Annotated in this window: 13 protein-coding genes and 1 pseudogene; 9 read left to right on the forward strand and 5 right to left on the reverse strand. The window is 71.3% G+C overall.

All coding sequences use genetic code 11. The features are described from left to right. Positions 1–67: 67 nt before the first annotated feature. From ACFWGD_RS04995 to ACFWGD_RS05005, 3 genes are read right to left on the reverse strand one after another with little or no spacing between them, the layout of a single operon-like run. Positions 68–784 carry a methionine ABC transporter permease gene (locus ACFWGD_RS04995; RefSeq protein ID WP_377777493.1) on the reverse strand — a complete coding sequence of 239 codons (717 nt, stop codon included), beginning with the start codon at positions 782–784 and terminating at the stop codon, positions 68–70. Further along, positions 781–1,878: a methionine ABC transporter ATP-binding protein gene (locus tag ACFWGD_RS05000; RefSeq protein ID WP_377777494.1), complete on the reverse strand. Its 1,098-nt coding sequence runs from the start codon at positions 1,876–1,878 to the stop codon at positions 781–783. Before ACFWGD_RS05000 ends, ACFWGD_RS04995 begins: the two co-directional genes overlap by 4 nt. After that, a complete protein-coding gene (locus tag ACFWGD_RS05005; RefSeq protein WP_377777495.1) occupies positions 1,868–2,764 on the reverse strand; it encodes a MetQ/NlpA family ABC transporter substrate-binding protein in 897 nt (298 codons plus the stop codon). Before ACFWGD_RS05005 ends, ACFWGD_RS05000 begins: the two co-directional genes overlap by 11 nt. Before the next feature lie 250 nt (positions 2,765–3,014). Here ACFWGD_RS05005 and ACFWGD_RS05010 point away from each other — a divergent pair, with 250 nt between their 5' ends. From ACFWGD_RS05010 to ACFWGD_RS05035, 6 genes are all read left to right on the forward strand, one after another. Continuing rightward, positions 3,015–6,419, forward strand: coding sequence for an error-prone DNA polymerase (locus tag ACFWGD_RS05010; RefSeq protein WP_377777496.1), 3,405 nt, complete (start codon positions 3,015–3,017; stop codon positions 6,417–6,419). A gap of 80 nt (positions 6,420–6,499) precedes the next feature. Then, complete coding sequence (locus ACFWGD_RS05015; protein WP_377777497.1) at positions 6,500–8,374, forward strand: alpha/beta hydrolase family protein; 1,875 nt, start codon at positions 6,500–6,502, stop codon at positions 8,372–8,374. A gap of 218 nt (positions 8,375–8,592) precedes the next feature. Beyond that, positions 8,593–9,210 (forward strand): tRNA (cytidine(34)-2'-O)-methyltransferase, encoded by a 618-nt coding sequence (locus ACFWGD_RS05020; protein ID WP_377777498.1) that lies wholly within the window; start codon positions 8,593–8,595, stop codon positions 9,208–9,210. Between the two features lie 59 nt (positions 9,211–9,269). Then, positions 9,270–10,124 carry a bifunctional methylenetetrahydrofolate dehydrogenase/methenyltetrahydrofolate cyclohydrolase gene (locus tag ACFWGD_RS05025; RefSeq protein ID WP_377777499.1) on the forward strand — a complete coding sequence of 285 codons (855 nt, stop codon included), beginning with the start codon at positions 9,270–9,272 and terminating at the stop codon, positions 10,122–10,124. Positions 10,125–10,134: 10 nt separating this feature from the next. Next, positions 10,135–10,560: a DUF3017 domain-containing protein gene (locus ACFWGD_RS05030; RefSeq protein WP_377777500.1), complete on the forward strand. Its 426-nt coding sequence runs from the start codon at positions 10,135–10,137 to the stop codon at positions 10,558–10,560. Position 10,561: 1 nt separating this feature from the next. Further along, entirely contained in the window at positions 10,562–10,957 is a 396-nt protein-coding gene (locus tag ACFWGD_RS05035; protein WP_377777501.1) for a hypothetical protein, read from the forward strand. 12 nt (positions 10,958–10,969) lie between these two features. Here ACFWGD_RS05035 and ACFWGD_RS05040 read toward each other — a convergent pair whose 3' ends face one another. Next, complete coding sequence (locus ACFWGD_RS05040) at positions 10,970–12,082, reverse strand: homoserine O-acetyltransferase (protein ID WP_377777502.1); 1,113 nt, start codon at positions 12,080–12,082, stop codon at positions 10,970–10,972. A gap of 52 nt (positions 12,083–12,134) precedes the next feature. Continuing rightward, positions 12,135–12,728, reverse strand: a complete 594-nt coding sequence (locus ACFWGD_RS05045; RefSeq protein ID WP_377777503.1) for a TetR/AcrR family transcriptional regulator — start codon at positions 12,726–12,728, stop codon at positions 12,135–12,137. A gap of 105 nt (positions 12,729–12,833) precedes the next feature. Here ACFWGD_RS05045 and ACFWGD_RS05050 point away from each other — a divergent pair, with 105 nt between their 5' ends. The 3 genes and pseudogenes from ACFWGD_RS05050 (at position 12,834) to ACFWGD_RS05060 (ending at position 19,043) form a co-directional block, all read left to right on the forward strand. Then, positions 12,834–13,385, forward strand: a complete 552-nt coding sequence (locus ACFWGD_RS05050; protein ID WP_377777504.1) for a DUF1707 domain-containing protein — start codon at positions 12,834–12,836, stop codon at positions 13,383–13,385. A gap of 8 nt (positions 13,386–13,393) precedes the next feature. Further along, positions 13,394–18,226 (forward strand): annotated as a pseudogene (locus ACFWGD_RS05055) (DEAD/DEAH box helicase); the annotation flags it as partial. Then, on the forward strand, positions 18,216–19,043 hold the full coding sequence (locus ACFWGD_RS05060; RefSeq protein ID WP_377777505.1) for a DNA-formamidopyrimidine glycosylase family protein: 828 nt from the start codon (positions 18,216–18,218) through the stop codon (positions 19,041–19,043). The pseudogene ACFWGD_RS05055 and the gene ACFWGD_RS05060, both read left to right, overlap by 11 nt. Positions 19,044–19,078 lie beyond the last annotated feature (35 nt).

Here is a 19,078-nt window from a genome sequence, read left to right on the forward strand (position 1 = left end):
AGTTAGATGTGGCGCACCACATCTAACTGGCCACTCGGCGTCTTATTGTGCGCGAGCGCGGCCGCGGCTAGCGGCGCATGACCTTCTTCGCCAGGAAGTTGCCCACCAGCTGGGCGGCCTGGACGATGAGGATGATGATCAGCGTGGTCACCAGCGTCACGTTCCAGTCGAACGCGCGGTAGCCGTAGACGATGGCGAAGTCGCCGAGTCCGCCGCCGCCGATGTAGCCGGCCATGGCGGACATGTCGACCACCGCGATGAACGCGAAGGTGTAGCCCAGGATCAGCGGGCCGAGCGCTTCGGGGACGATGACGGTGCGGATTATCCGCCACGGGCTCGCCCCCATCGCGCGGGCCGCCTCGATGACGCCCGGGTCGATGGCCATGAGGTTCTGCTCCACCAGGCGCGCGACGGCGAACGACGCCGCGATGACCATGACGAAGATCACCGCCTCGGTGCCGATGGTCTTGCCCACCGCGATTTTCGTCAGCGGGCCGACGGCGGTGACCAGGATGATGAAGGGGATCGGCCGCACGAAGTTCACGGCGATGTTGAGCAGCGTGTACAGCGGCCCCGACGGCAGCACGCCCGACGCGCGGGTCACGTACAGCAGCACGCCCAGCGCCAGGCCGAAGAATCCGCCGATGACCATGGTCACGGCGACCATCCACAGGGTTTCGCCGAAGGCTTCCCACATGCGCGGGCCGAGCTGGCCCCAGTCGGTGTCGCGGGCGAGGATCTCGGTGGTCGCGGACGCCGCGGCGGCGGTCGTGGTTGCGGTCATCGGATTACCTCGCTGTCGGTGAACTCGTTGAGCTTGGCGACGACCCGCTCGGCAGCCGCCGCGGCGTCCTCGCCGCTGAGGCGCAGCGTCAACCGGCCGAAGGACCGGGCCTGCACGTTGGTCACGGACCCGTGCGCCACGGTGGCGTCGAGCCCCTCGGCGCGCGCGATGTCGAGGACGCGGCCCAGGGGGACGTCGTCGTCGACGCGGACGGTGACCAGGGCGGCGGCACCGTCGTCAAGCGAACCGACCGCGGAATCCAGCTCCCGGCCCTCCGGGCGGTCGCGCAGTGCCGTGGCGGCGAAGCGGCGGCCGACCTCGGTGGTCGGGTGGGCGAAGAGATCGTGAACGGTGGCGTGCTCGACGACGCGGCCGTTTTCCATCACCGCGACGTGGTCGGCGATGGCGCGGACCACCGACATCTCGTGGGTGATCAGCACGATGGTCACGCCGAACTTCCGGTTGACCTCGCGCAGCAGCTCGAGGACGTCTGCGGTGGTCTCGGGGTCGAGGGCCGAGGTGGCCTCGTCGGCGAGCAGCAGCGACGGGTTCGTCGCCAGCGCGCGGGCGATGCCGACGCGCTGCTTCTGGCCGCCCGACAGCTGCTCCGGGTAGGAGCCGCCGCGGTCGCCGAGGCCCACGAAGTCGAGCAGCTCGGCGACGCGGGCCTTGCGCTCGGCCTTGCCCATGCCCGCCAGCTCCAGCGGGTAGGCGACGTTGCCGGCCACCGTGCGGGAGGTGAACAGGTTGAACTGCTGGAAGATCATGCCGATGTCCCGGCGGACCTCCCGCAGCTGCTTCTCCTTGAGCCCCGCGATGTCGGTGCCGTCGAGCAGCACCTCGCCGGAGGTGGGCGACTCGAGGCCGTTGATCAGGCGGATCAGCGTCGACTTGCCGGCGCCGGAGTATCCGATGACGCCCAGCACGCCGCCCGGCTCCACGGCGACGGTGACGTCGTCGAGGGCGCGGGTCACGTTCTTGCCGGAGCCGAAGACCTTGGAAACGCCGCGCAGCTCGACGCGGGTGCCGGACTTCGCGGAAGCGGAGCCGGCGGTGGCGTCGAGCTGGGAGGCGGTGCCGGAATTACTCGGCATCGGGGTTCTCGCGGGCGTCCTTCTCGGCGGCGTCGAGGATGGCCTCGAGGTCGGCGACGGGGCGCGTGACCGGGATGGAGGTGCCGCGGGAGTCGCGGGCGACGGCTTCGGTGACCTCGTCGCTGTGCCAGATCTCGGCGAGCTTCTTCAGCTGCTCGTTGTCCTTGTTGGCCTGGGTCGTGGCGAAGACGTTGATGTACGGCTCGGCGGCGGCGTCGTTCGGGTCGTCCTTGAAGATCGCCGAGTTCGGGTCGATGTCGGCGCGATCGAGGAAGGTGTTGTTGATCACGGCCGGGGTGCCCTCGCCGTAGGCGGCGGGGGTCTGGGCGGCGTCGATCGGGGTGACGGAGACGCGGGAGTTCTCGGCGTCGATGTCCAGCGGGGTCGGGTTGGCGGAGTCGCCCTTCAGGGCGATGAGGCCGGCCTTCTCCAGCACGCTCAGGGCGCGGCCCTGGTTGGTGGAGTCGTTGGGGATGACCACCTCGGTGCCGTCGGCGATGTCCTCGACCTTGTCGCCGCCCTGCCAGTACAGGCCCAGCGGGACGATCTCGGTCGACGCGATCGGGGTGAGGTCGGAGTCGGCGCCGACGTTGTACTGGGCCAGGTACTTGATGTGCTGGAACAGGTTGACGTCGAGCTCGCCCTCGTCGAGGGCGGTGTTCACCGGCGGGTACTCGGTGAAGGGCACGATCTCCATATCGATGCCGGCTTCGTCGGCCTTCTCCTCGAAGACCTTCCAGGCCTCCTTCTCGAAGTCGGTCGTGCCGATACGGATGGTGTCGCCTTCGGCGAGCGGCTCGGCGGGCTCGTCGTTGCCGCAGGCCACCAGGCCGGTGGCCGCGAAGGCCAGGGCGACGGCGCCGGCTGCGAATCGTCGCAATGCCATGTGCTTCTCCTTGCAGTGGGGGCCCGTCGCGCGGTTCGCGAATAGACCAAGCTGTCTTGTTGTGGGATCAGCGTAGCACCCTGGGCGGATCGAGTGGAAAGTGGCGTTCATCGGGCCGGCTCCGGGAAGGCTCGCCGGCGGTGTGCTTTCTGCTTTGCGACGGCCGCCCAGCGGCCGATAGAATCCCTTCGACCTGGCATGTTCGAATGAGTGTTCGCGTTTATCCGCGCCCGGGTCTACCGTGTGGGCCATGAGCGTGTGGAGGGGTTCCGCGGGAGGCATCGGCGAAGGCGCCGATGCTGGCGTCGGTGCTGGTGCCGGCAATGGCGACGGCGCAGACGCCGGTGCCGCCGGGTCGCGCCGTGACGGCCCCCTGAGCTGGTCGCGCATCGAGCGGATCCTGTCGGGCAAGTCGGTGGGGAAGCTCACGCCGGGCTACGGCATGAACGGGCAGCGGAGGTCGGGGGCGAGTGATGGTCGGGGAGCTGGTGGTGGAGCTGCGGATGGGGAAGCGAATGCCCGGTCGAATGCGGTGGCGGGCGCCGGTGGCGTCGATCTGCACTGCCGCTCCAGCTATTCCTTCCTGCACGGTGCGTCCGATCCGGCGGATCTGGTGGACGATGCCGTGCGGCTGGGCCTGACGGCGCTGGGCATCGCCGACCGCGACGGGCTCTACGGCGTCGCGCGGTTCGCCGAGTCCGCGGCGGAGGCCGGGCTGGACACGATCATCGGGGCGGAGCTGTCCCTGCCGCAGGCGCCGCTGACCGTGCTGGCCCGCGGGCCGGAGGGTTACCGGCGGCTCAGCCACGCCATCAACGACGCGCTGATGTCCGGCGGGGAGAAGGGCGTCGCGCGGTATCCGGGGCTGGAGGAGCTGGCGCGGGCCGCCGGCGGGCAGTGGCAGGTGCTGGCCGACGTCGCCTGGCTGCCGCATCTCGCGGATCTGGTGGGGGCGTTCGGTGCGGAGCATGTGGCGGTGGATCATCACGCGGACCTGACCCCGGCGGCCGCCGATGCCCAGCGCGACCTGGCCGCGGCGGCCGCCGAGCATGGACTGCGGCAGGTGGCGGGCGCGGCGGCGACGGCGGCGACGCCGTCGGATGCGCGGGTGGCCGGGGCGAAGCATGCGCTGGCGCAGCGCGAGTCGCTCGACGACCACGAACCGAAGCTCCCGCCGACCGGTGGCTCGTGGCTGCGCTCCGGCGCGGAACTGGAGGCCATGTTCGGCCACCTGCCCGGTGTTCTGGAGGCCACGGCGCAGGTGGCGGCGGAGTGCGCGTTCACCCTCGACCTCATCGCGCCGAATCTGCCGGCGTGGGACGTGCCGGAGGGCCACGACGAATCCTCGTGGCTGGCCCACATCGCCCGGGAGGGCGCGCTGCGGCGCTATGGTCCGGCCGCCGGGTTGGGTGAAGGTTTGTGTGAAGAAGTGGGCGAAGAGATGGGCGGAGCCCCCGGCGGGGGCGGTGCACCGGACGTCGTCAAGCAAGCTTGGAGCCAGCTGGAACGGGAACTGGCCGTGATCGATGAACTGGGGTTTCCGGGGTATTTCCTCATCGTCCACGACATCTGCGAGTTCTGCCGGCGCGAGAACATCCTGGCGCAGGGGCGCGGCTCGGCGGCGAATTCGGTGGTGTGCTTTGCGCTGGGCATCACCAACGTCGACCCGATTTCGGCGGGGCTGCTGTTCGAGCGGTTCCTGTCGCCCGAGCGCGACGGCCCGCCCGACATCGACCTGGACATCGAATCCGGGCGGCGCGAAGAGGTCATCCAATACGTCTACGGCCGCTACGGCCGCGACAACGCCGCCCAGGTGGCCAACGTGATCACCTACCGGCGCCGCGGTGCGCTGCGCGACGCCGCCCGCGCGCTGGGGCACGCGCCCGGCGTCATCGACGCATGGGTGAACAAGACCGCCGAACCGCCGGGCCAAGTCGCCGAACTGGCCGAAGGGCTGCGCGGGCAACCCCGCCACCTGGGCATCCACTCCGGCGGCATGGTCATCTGCGACCGGCCCATCGCCGACGTCGTGCCCGTGGAATGGGCGCGGATGGACAACCGGTCGGTGGTGCAGTGGGACAAGGACGACTGCGCGGCGGCCGGGCTGGTGAAGTTCGACCTGCTGGGGCTGGGCATGCTCGAGGCGATCCACCACTGCATCGACCTCGTGGCCGAACACCACGGCCGGACCGTGCGGCTGTGGGAGATCGACGTGGCGGAAAAGGCGGTCTACGACATGCTCTCGCGCGCCGACGCCGTCGGGGTGTTCCAGGTGGAGTCGCGCGCGCAGCTGGCCACGCTGCCGAGGCTGCGGCCGCGGGAGTTCTTCGACCTCGTCGTCGAGGTGGCGCTGATCCGCCCCGGCCCCATCCAGGGCGGCAGCGTGCACCCGTACATCCGCCGGCGCAACGGGCTGGAGAAGGTGACGTACGACCATCCGGTGCTGGAGAAGTCGCTGGGCAAGACGCTGGGCATCCCGCTGTTCCAGGAGCAGCTGATGCAGGTCGCCGTCGACGCCGCCGGCTTTTCCGGGGCGGAGGCCGACTCGCTGCGCCGGGCGATGGGCGCCAAACGCTCGGTGGAGAGGATGGAGGCGCTGCGCACCCGATTCCTCGACGGCCTGCGCGAGACCAACGGCATCGTCGGCGAGGTCGCGGACCGGTTGTGGGACAAGATCGTGGCGTTCGCGGCCTACGGCTTCCCGGAATCGCATGCGCAGTCGTTCGCGTCGCTGGTGTATTTCTCGGCGTGGTTCAAGCACCACTACCCGGCGGAGTTCTGCGTCGCGCTGCTGCGGGCGCAGCCGATGGGCTTCTATTCGCCGCAGTCGCTGGTCGCCGACGCCCGCCGCCACGGGGTCGGCTGCGACGGCCCGGACGTCAACGTCTCCGGCGTGGAGCCCGACTGCCCGGGCGGCCGGATCCGGCTGGGGCTGGGGTCGGTGGCGGGGCTTGGCGACGCCGCCGCGCAGCGCATCGTCTCCGCACGCGGCGGCGCCGGGGAAGCCTCCGGCGCTTTCCGCACCGGCCCCTTTGCCGACGTCGCCGATTTGGCGCGCCGGGCGTCGCTGACCGTCGCCCACGTCGAGGCCCTGGCCAGGGCGGGGGCGCTGGAATGTCTGGGCATGGATCGTCGTCAAGCATTGTGGGCGGCCGGCATCGCCGCCACGGAACACGAGGGCATGCTGCCCGGGCTGACGGTGGCCTCCGCGCCGGCGCTGCCCGGCATGACCGAATTCGAGCTGGCCGCGGCGGACCTGGCGGGCACCGGCGTCACCCCGGAGGAGTACCCCGTGGCGCGGCTGCGCGGGGAGCTCGACGCGCTCGGCGTGGTCCCGGCGGCGGGGCTCGGGGCGGTGGAGGACTCGTCGCGGGTGCTGGTGGCGGGGATCGTCACCCACCGGCAGCGGCCGGGCACCGCCGGCGGGGTGGTGTTTTTGGGGATGGAGGACGAAACCGGGCTGATGAACGTCCTGTGCACCCCGGGGCTGTGGAACCGGTTCCGCACCATCGCCACCACCGAACGGGCGCTGGTGGTGCGCGGCATCGCCCAAAACGCCTCCGGGGCGGTGACCATCGTCGCCGACAAGCTCACCCCGCTGCGCGACGCCGTCGCCGCGCCCGTCGTCGCCGGGCGCAGCCGGGACTTCCGGTGACGCGGGCGCCCCGGGCGCCACGGGCGCAATCCAGGGGCGCAGCGCCGCCGCCTCCGGGGGCTTTCCTATGATCGGCGGGTATGCGGCACACCTACGGCTCCTCACTCGCGCCCGACGGCAGCGCGATCGCGTACGTCGTGCGCGAACGCGGCTACCCGAAGGCCGTGCAGGTGGCGCTGACCGACGACGGCCTCGGCGACGAGCGGACGGTGAAACTGCCCGTCGACGGCCCCGTCACCCGCGTGCTGCATTCGCCCGATGCCCGCTGGATCGCCTGCGAGGTCTCTCCGCTGGGCACCGAGCGCCTGGAGACGTGGCTGGTGTCCACCGACCCCGCCGTGCCCGGGGCCAAGCGCCTGCAGCTGTCCGGCGACGCGAAGACGACGCTGGTGGAATGGGACCGCGACAAGCTGGCCATGGACGCCGTCGCCGCCGACGGCATCACCGAGGGCCGCCTGGTCGACCCCGTCACCGGCGACTACACGGTGCTCGACCGGCGCACCGACTCGCTGCTGGTCTCCGCCGAGGCCGGCCATGCGCTCATGCGCGTCGGCCCCCGCGGCAGCCGCGAGCTGCTGCTGGTCAAGCCCGACGGCACGTGGCTGCCGCTGCTGCGCCCCGAACCCGGCGCGATGACCGACGCCGGCACGATCCTGCGCGAGGAGACCACCGCCGCCGACGGCCGCGTGACCGTCATCGTGTGCTCCGACCATTCCTCCGACCGCCGCCGCGTGCTGCGGGTGGCCGTCGACGGCCGGGAGGTCACCGCCGAGGAGATGGTGGGCAACGCGGATTCGGACGTCGACGAGTTCGTCATCAGCGAGGACCTGTCCACCGCCGCCGTCCTGTGGAACACCTCCGGCGTTTCCCTGCTGGATCTGCTGACCCTCGGCGAGGACCAGAAGGTGCTGGTCCGCCGGTCGGTTGAGCTTCCCGGCATGGTCGCCTCGGATTTGTCCATCACCGATGACGGCGAGCTGCTGTCGCTGACGGTGGAGGGCCCGAATCTGCCGCCGACGGTGGAGATCATGCGCACCAGGACCGGCAAGATCGAGCCGATTAACGTCGACCGCACGCGCCGCATCGCCGAGCGCGCGCAGGAGAACTACATCCCGGAGCTGGTCCACTTCACCGCCCGCGACGGCCTGGAGTTGTCGGGCTGGCTCTACCACGGCGAAGGCGACGACGCCGCGGGCCCGCAGCCGGTGTACATCCACCTCCACGGTGGCCCGGAGCTGCAGTCGCGGCCGGTCAACCACGATATTTTGACCACGCTGGTCGACTCCGGCGTCACCGTCTTCACCCCGAACATCCGTGGTTCGTCGGGTGCGGGCCGGCCGTTCCTCCACGCCGACGACCGCTACGGGCGCTTCGCCGCCATCGACGACGTCGCCGACACCGCCCGCTTCCTCGTCGACACCGGCATCGGCGACCCGGACCGGCTGGCGCTGGGCGGCCGCAGCTACGGCGGTTTCCTGTCGCTGCTCGTCGCCGCGCGCTACCCGGAGCTGTTCAGCGCCGTCGTCGACGCCTGCGGCATGACCAGTTTCGAGTCCTACTACGGCTCCACGGAGCCGTGGCTGGCGTCGGCGGCGTACCCGAAATACGGCTACCCGTACCACGACGCCGAGCTGCTGCGGCAGGTCTCGCCGCTGAACCAGGCCGGGAACATCACCGCCCCGGTGCTGTTCATCCACGGCGAGTGGGACACCAACGTCCCGGAGCGCGAGTCGCTGCAGATGCGCGACGCCCTCGGCGCCCGCGGCGTGCCCACCGAGTACCTGCAGGTTCCCGGCGAGGGCCACAAGTACGCCAAGCCGAAGAGCCGCCGCCTCATCGCCGCGGCGCTGCTCGACTTCCTCGGCCGTCATGGGCTGGTGACCACGCCGAACCTGTCGCTCCTCGATGCCCGCATCGCCGAGATGAAGGCCGGTGCCCCGGGCGTCGACGATTAGCCGGGGCCGGCTCGCCTTGCCCCACCCCACCCGCCCACTCGCTAACCCACCTCGAATGTCTTAACCCACCCGTTAAAACGGGCCATTTTCGCCATTCGAGGTGGGTTTACCGGGGAGGGGTCGGTGGCGGGCCCAATTGAGTCTAGGCCGCGAGCGCCAACGCCGAATTGGACCTGGCTGGCTTTTGGCACCCGCCCCGCGGCGTACCCTTTCCCACCGTGACCGCTTCTCCCGAATCCGCCAATACGACCAGCACTGCCAGCACCACCAGCACCGATCCCACGAGCACGGCCCCCTTTTGCCACGTGCTCTTCGCCAGCCCGCAGATCCCGCCGAACACGGGCAACGCGATCCGCATGTGCGCGGGCACGGGCGCGGCGCTGCATCTGGCGGAGCCGCTGGGCTTCAACTTCGACGAGAAGCACGTCCGCCGCGCGGGCCTGGACTACCACGATCTCGCGGAGGTCCACGTCCATCCCTCGCTCGACGCGGCGCTCACGGCGCTGGTGGGCCCGGCTTCTCGGATGCTTGACGACGGCCACGGGGACGGCGGCGTCGCAAAGCAGCCCGGGGAAATGGAAGGTGCGCGGCGCGTGTTCGCGTTCACGGCGCACGGGGAGAAGTGGCACACCGACGTCGACTACCGGCCCGGGGACGTGCTGCTGTTCGGGCCGGAGCCGACGGGATTGCCGGAGGAGGCGCTGGCGGACCCGCGGGTGACGGAGCAGATCCGCATCCCCATGATCCCGGGGCGGCGGAGCATGAACCTGTCCAACGCGGCCGCCGTGGCGGCGTACGAGGTGTGGCGGCAGATGGGTTTCCCGGAAGGGAAGTAAAGGCGGGGCCCGGGAGGGAAGTGACGGTTTTCCGGATCGGCTTTGCCATACTGGGAGCCATGACGGCGACGAAGCTTGACGGCAAACTGTATCGCGACGAGATTTTCCAGGATCTCGCCGCCCGGGTGACGAAACTGAAGGAAGCCGGCGTGACGCCGGGCCTGGCCACCGTGCTGGTCGGCGACGACCCGGGCAGCCACTCCTACGTGAAGATGAAGCACCGCGACTGCGAGCAGATCGGCGTCTCCTCGATCCGCCGCGACCTGCCGGCGGAGACGTCGCAGGAGGAGCTCGAGGCGGTCATCGCCGAGCTCAACGCCGACGACGCCTGCACGGGCTACATCGTGCAGCTGCCGCTGCCGAAGCACATCGACGAAAACCGCATCCTGGGCCTCATCGACCCCGACAAGGACGCCGATGGCCTGCACCCGGTGAACCTGGGCAAGCTGGTGCTCAATGAGCCGGCGCCGCTGCCGTGCACGCCGAATGGGTCGATCCACCTGCTGCGCCGCTTCGGCGTGGAGCTGGCCGGCGCGAAGGTGTGCGTCATCGGCCGCGGCGTGACGGTGGGCCGGCCGATCGGCCTGATGCTCACGCGCCGCAGCGAGAATTCCACGGTCACGCTGTGCCACACGGGCACGAAGGATCTGGCGGCGGAGACGAAGCAGGCGGACATCATCATCGCGGCGGCGGGCAAGCCGCACATGCTCACGGCGGACATGGTCAAGCCGGGTGCGGCGGTGCTCGACGTGGGAGTGTCCCGCCTCGACGGCAAGCTCGCGGGCGACGTGCACCCCGATGTCTGGGACGTCGCCGGGGCGGTCTCTCCGAACCCGGGCGGCGTCGGCCCGCTCACGCGCGCCTTCCTGGTGCGAAACGTCGTCGAACGCGCCGAGCGCCTGGCGGGTCTGTAGGGGGTTTGGCTTGACGACGCCGCCCCGCAACCGCCCACCCCGTCGCCCCGAAGGCGGCGCGGTGCGGTTCGGCGCGCGCGAAATCGCCAGGAGGGCCGACCGGGGTGATCTGCCGGATCCGATGGTCAACCCGCATTCGCCGGATGAGCCGGCGCCGGGGGAGAAGTGGCCGGATCGCATCCGGTGGCTGCTGTACGGGCTGCTGTTCTTCGGCCTGGGCGCGGCGGTGGTGTTCCTCGGTTTGGAGCGGTGGCGGCGGGCGACGTTCATGCTCGGCGTGACCATGATGTACCTGGGCGTGATCCGGCAGTACCTGCCCGATTCGCTGCTGGGCGTGTTCAGCGTCCGGTCGAAGAAGTTCGACCTGTGGTTCTGCCTTCTCGTCGGCGGCGCCATGGTGTTCCTGGCCAGTTCCGTCGACGCGCTGGGGAGCTGACGTGGCCGCCGGGCGGGTGCCGCTGATCGCGTACACGTGGCTGGCGTGCGTGCTGGTGCCGGTGGCCGTCTTCGTCATTTCCTCGGGCGCGCCCATCGACGACACGGCCGTCATGATGGTGATGTACATGTGGCTGCCGTCGTTCGTGCTGGGCAACGGCATGCTGGCGGTCTACCTGGGGCAGGTCCCGCCGCGCGTCGTGCGGCCGCTGCGCTGCCTGCTGATGTGGGTGTTCGTCCTCATCTTCCACGCGACGTTCATCCTCGGCGCCGTCATGCGCATCGAACGCGAGATCGCGGGGCTCGCGGCGAAGGCCGCGTTCCTGGCCACCGTCGTCGCCTACGCCGCCTCCATGCTGGTGGTGGTGCGGGCGATCAGGGCGGGCCAGGCGTCGTAAAGCGGGCGGGACCTAGACGTCGGCGGACAGGAAGCCGCGGACGATGCCGTCGACGCGCTCGAACTCGGTGAGGAAGCCGTCGTGGCCCGTCGCCGACTCGATCTTCTCCAGCCCCATGCAATTGCCCAGGTTGCGGGCCAAATGCTCCTGCTGGTGGAAGGGGTAGAGGATGTCGGTGTCGACGCCCGCGACGAGCGTGGGCACCGTCGAGGCGGCCAGCGCGTCGTTCATGCCGCCGCGGCCGCGGCCGATGTCATGGCGGTTGAGGGTGTCCGTCAGCGTCACGTAGGAGCCGGCGTCGAAGCGGGCGGCGAGCTTGTCGGCCTGGTGGTCGAGGTAGCTCTCCACCTGGAAGCGATCGCCGGTGCGCATCGGGCCCAGCGGATCCTCGCCAGGCTGGGCGGCGGTGCCGAAACGATCGTCCATCTCCAGCTCGCCGCGGTAGGTCAGGTGCGCCACCCGGCGGGCGAAGCCCAGGCCCTTGACCGGCATGTCGCCGGTGCCGTGGTAGTCGCCGCCGTGCCAGGCGGGGTCGTTTTCGATGAACTGGATCTGCGCCGACTGGATGCCGATCTGCCACGCGCTGGCGCGGGCGCCGACGCACAGGACCAGCGCCCGGCCGACCTCGTCCGGATGCATGAGCGACCACTCCAGCGTGCGCGCGCCGCCCAGCGAACCGCCGAGCACCGCGACCACCGAATCGATGCCGATCGCGCGCAGGGCCATGCGCTCGACGGTGACCGTGTCGCGCACCGAGATCGCCGGGAACCGCGAGCCCCACTGGCCGCCGTCCGGGTGCGGCGACGACGGGCCCGTCGTGCCGCGGCAACCGCCGATGACGTTGGTGCAGATGATGAAGTACCGGTCGGTGTCCAGTGCCCGGCCCGAGCCGATCATGCCGTTCCACCAGCCCGCCGTCGGATGCTCCTCGTCGCACGGGCCCGACGCGTGGGCGTCGCCCGTCAGCGCATGCTGCAGCAGGATGACGTTCGACGCGTCGTCGTTGAGGCGCCCCCACCGCTCGTAGGCGACGGTGACGTCCCCGATCGTGGCGCCGGCTTCCGTGGTGACGTCGCCGATCTGGACGTACCCGGGCTGGCCTTCGGGCGGGAGAGTGGTGTTCATCAGGTTAAAGACTACTCGGTCTACCGGGGCCGGGGGAACCTCGGCCCGGAGCTCACCGTCCCCGCGGGGTGCCCGCCGCGTAGTCGGCTTCGGCGGCAAGCCGGGCCAATTGGCGGTCGATGAGGGCGCGCCCGCGCTGCGCCGGCATGCGGCCGGGCTCGGTGAGGCGGGCGACCGCGATGCCGTCGAGCATGGCCAGCAGCAGCGCCGCCTCCTCCGCATCGCCGACGGCGGCGGCGAGGTTGTCCTCCACCTGCTGCCACGCATCGCGGTAACCCGGGGCGGCGGGCCCGCCCGTGGCGGCGATGCCGGCGAACGCCAGCCACGCGGCGGTGGCCTCGCGGGTCCGGGCGGAGTCGTCGGCGCAGCCGGCCAACAGGTGGCAGGCCGCCCGGAACCTCTCGGCGGGGGAGTCGATGCCGGCGACGGTGGCCTCGAGCGCCGCCCGGAACAATTCGGCCGTGTGGCCGTAGGCGGCGGCGATGAGGTCGTCGCGGGTGCGGAAGTGGTGCTGCACCGCGCCGGGCGACAGCCCCGCTTCGGCGGCGACCTTGCGCACGGTGGCGAATTCGGGGCCGCGGGTGGCCAACAGGGACGTGACCGCGCCGAGGATGAGCTCTCGTGTCGCGGCGGAATCCCTGGTCATACCACCACCGTAGGTCGTGGCCGCGAAAAAATACAATCGTATTGACGGCCGGGTGAATCGCTTGCATAATGGTGCAAAACCATACGAGCGTATTGGAGAAGGGCCATGACCGACATCTCGCGAACCAACCCCGCCAATCCCGTCAGCACTGACCATGCAGCCAGCGCCGCCGGGGCAGCCGAGTCCCGCCGACTCTCCGATTCCGAGCGGGCCACCGCGCTCGACGCCCTGGGCACCCACCTGTCCGAGGGCCGCATTGACGTCGGCGAGTTCGACGATCGGTCGGCCATCGTCGCCGGCGCCGTGCGGGAATCCGATCTGCTCCCGGCCTTCGACGGCCTCGGCGGGCTGCCCGCGAAGCTGGCGCCGAAGGAGGAGCCGGACGCCGAGCTGGAGCGGATCCGCACCCGCGGACGCCTGGCGGAGAACATCGACTGGATCGGCGTCGCGCTGGCCATCGGCCTCGGCGCGCTGTTCATGGCCACCGGCTGGGCGCCGCCCGGGTTCGCGCTGCTGGCCATCGCCGTGTGCTCGATCGGCGGCCGCATCGTCCTCGACTTCGACGAGGACACCGAGTACGAGGCCCTGAAGAAGGCCGACCGCCGCAAGCGCCTCGACCGCATCGAGGGCGCCCGCGATCCGGAGGCCGGTGTTTAATCGGGGTCATGCCCGCAACGCCCACCCCGGATCCGCTGGGCCGGTTCGCCCCACCGGTCGCGACGTGGTTCCGCGACGTCTTCGCCGAACCGACGAACGTCCAGGTCGGCGCGTGGAGCTCCATCTCCCGGGGCGACAATGCCCTCGTCGTGGCGCCGACCGGCTCCGGAAAGACGCTGGCGGCGTTCCTGTGGGCCATTAACTCCCTGGTCGCGGGCACTGAAACACCCGCTCCTGACCCCGCCACTCCCGACGCCTCTGCCGACCCCGGCACCCCGCCCCGCGGCGTCCGGGTCCTCTACATCTCGCCGCTCAAGGCGCTCGGCGTCGACGTCGAGAACAATCTGCGGGCGCCGCTGACGGGCATCAATCGCGTGGCGGCGCGGTTGGGCCGCGAACCCGCGGAAGTCTCCGTCGCGGTCCGGTCGGGCGATACGCCGCCGTCGGAGCGGTCGCGGCAGGTCCGCAATCCACCGGACATCCTCATCACGACCCCGGAGTCGCTGTACCTGTTGCTGACGTCGAAGGCGCGCGCGATCCTGCGCACGGTCGACACCGTCATAGTCGACGAGATCCACGCCATTGCCGACACCAAGCGGGGCGTGCACCTGGCGCTGAGCCTCGAGCGCCTGGAGCGGCTGACCGGCCGCGGCGTCCAGCGCATCGGGCTGTCGGCGACGGTGCGCCCGTTGTCCACCGTCGCGCGCTTCCTCGGCGGCAAACGCCCCGTCGAGATCATCGACCCGCCGTCGAGCAAGGAATGGGAGCTCCGGGTCCGCGTGCCCGTCGAGGACATGGGCGACCTGCAGGACCAGCCCGTCCCGGTTCGCGATTCGCTTGTCGACGGCCCACCGCTCGCGCCCCTCCACCCCCTTGCCCCACTCAGCCCCCTCGACCCCTTGGCCCCGCAGGACCCCGCCGACCCCCTCCAGCCGCCGGGCGCCGCGGAATCGGCGCTGCCGACGCAGGGCTCGATCTGGCCGTACATCGAGGAGCAGGTCTACGACGAGATCGCGGGCCACCGCTCGACCCTCGTCTTCGTCAATTCCCGCCGCACGGCCGAGCGCCTGACCAGCAGGCTCAACGAGATCCACGCGCTGCGCCACGATCCGGAGTCGCTGTCGCCGGAGCTGCGGCGCCCGCCGGCGCAGATCATGAAGGCCACGGACACGGCCGGCACCGCCCCGGCCGCCTTCGCCCGCGCCCACCACGGCTCGGTGTCCAAGGACGAGCGCGCCGGCATCGAGTCGATGCTCAAGGAGGGCACGCTGCGCGCTGTCGTGTCCACCAGCTCCCTGGAATTGGGCATCGACATGGGCGCGGTGGAGAAGGTCATCCAGGTCGAGTCCCCGCCGTCGGTGGCCTCGGGCCTGCAGCGGGTGGGCCGCGCCGGGCACGTCGTCGGCGCGGTGTCCAGGGGCACGTTTTACCCGAAGCACCGGGCGGATCTGCTGCAGACGGCGGTGGTCGTCGACCGGATGCGGCAGGGGCGCATCGAGGAGCTCCACGTGCCGGTCAACGCCCTCGACGTGCTGGCCCAGCACACGGTCGCGGCGGTGGCGGTGGAGGACCTGGGCGCCGACGATTGGTTCGCCACGGTCACCGCCTCGCATCCGTATCGGGAGCTGTCGCGGGAGCTTTTCGACGCCGTCATCGACCTCGTCTCCGGCGTCTACCCGTCGACCGATTTCGCCGAGCTTCGCCCGCGCGTGGTCTACGACCGCATCACGGGCGTGCTGTCGGCGCGGCCGGGCGCCCAGCGCACGGCGGTCATCAACGGCGGCACGATCCCGGACCGCGGCATGTTCGGGGTCTTCCTGGCCGGTGGTGGCGACGGGGTGCCGCGCCGCGTTGGCGAGCTCGACGAGGAGATGGTCTACGAGTCCCGCGTCGGCGACGTCTTCACCCTCGGGGCGTCGAGTTGGCGGATCGAGAAGATCGACCGCGACCGCGTGCTGGTCACGCCGGCTCCGGGCCACACCGGGCGGCTTCCCTTCTGGAACGGCGATCAGCCCGGGCGCCCCGCCGAGCTGGGCCGGGCGCTGGGTGCTTTCCGACGTCTCGCCGCAGCCGATGCCGCCGCCCTCGCCGACCTCGGCCTGGACGAGTGGGCCCGGGACAATCTGGTGGCGTACCTGCAGGACCAGGCGGAGGCCACCGGCGTCATCCCGGACGAGAAGACGCTGGTCCTGGAGCGTTTCCGCGATGAGCTCGGCGACTGGCGCGTGGTGCTGCACAGCCCCTATGGCCGCGGGGTCAATGCGGCGTGGGCGCTGGCGGTCGGCGCGAAGTTCTCCGAGGCCACGGGCATGGACGCCCAGCCAGTGGCCTCCGACGACGGCATCGTGCTGCGCGTGCCGGATTCGGCGGCCGAACCGTCGTCGGATCTGTTCCTCATCGATCCCGGCGAGATCGAGGCGATCGTGGCCGAGCAGGTGGGCAACTCCGCCCTGTTCGCCGCCCGGTTCCGGGAATGCGCCGCCCGCGCGCTGTTGTTGCCCAGCCGCAATCCCGGCAAGCGGGCGCCGCTGTGGCAGCAGCGGCAGCGTTCGGCGCAGTTGTTGGACGTCGCCCGGCAGTACCCGACGTTCCCCATCGTCCTGGAGACGGTCCGCGAATGCCTGCAGGACGTCTACGACCTGCCGGCGCTGGTGGAATTGTGCAGTCACCTGCACGAGCGCACCGTCCGCGTCGCCGAGGTGACCACCGAGACCGCCAGCCCCTTCGCCTCGTCGATCCTGTTCACCTACACCGGCGCCTTCATGTACGAGGGCGACAGCCCGCTGGCGGAAAAGCGGGCGGCCGCACTGGCGCTGGATGCCGCGCTGCTCACCCAGCTCCTCGGCGGGGTCGAGCTGCGCGACCTGCTCGATCCGGAGATTATTGCCGAGGTCGACGGGGATCTGCGGCGGAGGTCGGAGCGTCGCAAAGCAACCACGGCCGAGCAGCTCATCGACGCCCTGCGGGTCCTCGGGCCCGTGCCCCTGGACGAGGTCGGCCTGATTTCCCGGGTCACCGCCGAGGAGGCGGAGAGGGAGCTGGGCCGCCGCATCATGCGGGTGCGCATCGGCGGCGTCGGGCACCTCGCGCAAGCGCAGGATGCCGCTTTGCTTCGCGACGGCCTCGGCGTGCCCGTGCCTCCCGGCATCCCGGCCCATCCCGCGGTCATCCCCGATGCGCTCGAGCAGCTGGTGTCCCGGTGGGCGCGGACGAGGGGGCCGTTCACCCGCGGCGACGTCGGGGCCGCGTTCGGGGTGGCGGCGAGCGTGGCGCATGGGGTCGTCGGCACGCTCGTCGGCGCGAAAACCCTGGTGGAGGGGCGATATCGGCAGGGTGTCGACGAGCCGGAGTTCCTCGCGCCGGAGGTGCTGAAGACCATCCGGACGCGGTCGCTCGCCGCCGCCCGCGCCCAGACCGAGCCGGTCAGCCCGTCGACCTTCGGGCGTTTCCTGCCGCAGTGGCAGCAGGTCGCGCCGGTGCTGCCGGCGGGGAGGTCGCCGGAGCTGCGCGGCGCCGACGGGGTGTTCGCGGTCGTCGAGCAGCTGGCGGGCGTGCGGCTGCCCGCCTCGGCGTGGGAGACGCTGGTGCTGCCGCAGCGGGTGCGCGGGTATCAGCCGCGCGACCTCGATGAACTCACCGCCAACGGCGAGGTCCTCGTGGTGGGCGCGGGCAACGCCGGTGCCGCCGACCCGTGGGTGATGCTGCTGCCGGCCGACTACGCGGCGCAGCTGGTCGAAATTCCCGATGCGCCCGGTCCCGATGCCGATCCCCAGTCCGGCCTCGGCGACCTCCACCGGCGGATTCTGGGCGTGCTCGCCGACGGTGGTGGCGGCGGCTTCCTCTTCAGCCTCATCGCCCAGCAGATCGGGGCGGGGGACGGGGCCGCCGCAGAAACCGCCACCGAGATCCGCGAGGCACTGTGGACGCTTTTCGAGCTCGGCCTGGTCAGCCCCGATGGCTTCGCGCCGCTGCGGGCCCGGTTGAGCAGGGGCGGCGGAGGTCGCACGGCGCATCGGGCGCGCAGGGCCCCGGCCCGCGGCCGGCTGCGCATGGGCCGCACCAGTTTCGCCCAGGCCCAGCATGCGATGGCCCCGGTGGACATGGTGGGCCGCTGGTCGCTGACCGTCGCCGCCGACACGGAGGCCACGGCGCGTTCGGTCGCCCATGGCGAGGCGTGGCTGGACCGTTATGGCGTGGTCACCCGCGGCAGCGTGGTCGCCGAGGCGACGGTCGGCGGGTTCGCGCTGGCCTACGGGGTGCTGTCCCGTTTCGAGGAAGCCGGCAAGGCCATGCGCGGCATGGTCATCGACGGTCTCGGGGCGGCGCAGTTCTCCACGCCGGCCGTCATCGATCGACTGCGCGGCCTGGCCGATTCGCCCGACGTCGAGGGTTGGCCCTCGGGCACCGCCGCCCCGGAGGTCCACGTCCTGTCGGCCGTCGACCCCGCCAACCCCTACGGCGCCGCGTTGCCCTGGCCGGAGCGGGGGCCGACCAGGTCGGCGGGTGGTCTGGTGGTGCTTGTCGACGGCCTGCTCGCCGCCCACCTCACCCGCGGCGGGCGCACGCTGAGCCTGTTCGACCCGCCGCCCGGTCTCGGCCACGCGGACGTGCTGCCGCTGGTCGTCAGCGGTCTGGAGGAGGCGATCGGGCGCAATCTGGTCTCGCGCATCGTCGTGGAGAAAGTTGTTGCAGGAAAGAGCGGCACAGGAAAAGCGAGCGGCGAGGCGGTCATCGGCTCCGAATGGGCGGGGCTGCTGCGCGACGCCGGTGCGCGGATCACCCCGAAGGGCGTGCGCATCGGCGCCGCCGGCGCGGGATCGGCGGGTGGCCATGCCCGAGGGTGATTCCGTCTACCGGCTGGCGCACCGGATGCAATTCCTGGTCGGCCGCGAGGTCCAGTCCACGAGCATCCGCGTGCCCGCCTTCGCCGTCGCCTCGTTCGATGGGTTGGCGGCGGAGAGGGTGTGGCCCGTCGGCAAGCATCTGTTCATGCGCTTCGGGGACGACGTGCTGCAGACCCACCTGCGCATGGAGGGGACGTGGTCCGTGCACCGGCTGGGCACGCGGTGGCGCAAGCCGGCGCACACCGCCCGGGTGGTGCTCGCCGTCGATGGGGCGCCGGAGGCCACGCCGATCGAGGTCGTCGGCCATGAGCTCGGCCTGGTGCGGGTGTTCCCCATCGCCGAATACGCCGACCGCGTGGCGTATCTCGGCCCCGACGTGCTGGGGGAGCAGTGGCTCACCGGCGGGCGCGAGGAGGCGCGGCGACGGCTGCTGCGCGAGCCCGGCGTGGCCGTGGGCGTGGCGCTGCTGGATCAGCGGAATCTGGCGGGCGTCGGCAACGAGTACCGCGCCGAGGTCTGCTTCCTGTGCGGCGTCCACCCCGCGACCCCGGTCGGCGATGTCGACGTCGACCGCATCCTCGACGTCACGCGGCGGGTGATGTGGGCCAACCGGATGTCGCCGATGCGCGTGATCACCGGGATCAACCGGCCCGGCCAGACCAGCTACGTATTCGGCCGCAATCACCGGCCCTGCCGCCGCTGCGGCACGGAGATCCGCAAGGAGACGTTGGCGGGGGAGAACCAGCGCGACGCCGAGCGCATCATCTGGTGGTGCCCGACATGCCAATCCCCGCCCGCCCGCGGCGCGGGCTGAGACGGGGACGGGGGCGGGGGAGGGGGCGCGGGGCG

Source organism: Corynebacterium sp. NPDC060344 (assembly GCF_042725215.1).
In the GTDB taxonomy this organism is placed as follows: domain Bacteria; phylum Actinomycetota; class Actinomycetes; order Mycobacteriales; family Mycobacteriaceae; genus Corynebacterium.

Coding starts and splice junctions, on each gene's coding strand:
- ACFWGD_RS04995 (WP_377777493.1), bottom strand. CDS start 784: ATGACCGCAACCACGACCGCCGCCGCGGCGTCCGCGACCACCGAGATC.
- ACFWGD_RS05000 (WP_377777494.1), bottom strand. CDS start 1,878: ATGCCGAGTAATTCCGGCACCGCCTCCCAGCTCGACGCCACCGCCGGC.
- ACFWGD_RS05005 (WP_377777495.1), bottom strand. CDS start 2,764: ATGGCATTGCGACGATTCGCAGCCGGCGCCGTCGCCCTGGCCTTCGCG.
- ACFWGD_RS05010 (WP_377777496.1), top strand. CDS start 3,015: ATGAGCGTGTGGAGGGGTTCCGCGGGAGGCATCGGCGAAGGCGCCGAT.
- ACFWGD_RS05015 (WP_377777497.1), top strand. CDS start 6,500: ATGCGGCACACCTACGGCTCCTCACTCGCGCCCGACGGCAGCGCGATC.
- ACFWGD_RS05025 (WP_377777499.1), top strand. CDS start 9,270: ATGACGGCGACGAAGCTTGACGGCAAACTGTATCGCGACGAGATTTTC.
- ACFWGD_RS05040 (WP_377777502.1), bottom strand. CDS start 12,082: ATGAACACCACTCTCCCGCCCGAAGGCCAGCCCGGGTACGTCCAGATC.
- ACFWGD_RS05045 (WP_377777503.1), bottom strand. CDS start 12,728: ATGACCAGGGATTCCGCCGCGACACGAGAGCTCATCCTCGGCGCGGTC.
- ACFWGD_RS05050 (WP_377777504.1), top strand. CDS start 12,834: ATGACCGACATCTCGCGAACCAACCCCGCCAATCCCGTCAGCACTGAC.
- ACFWGD_RS05060 (WP_377777505.1), top strand. CDS start 18,216: ATGCCCGAGGGTGATTCCGTCTACCGGCTGGCGCACCGGATGCAATTC.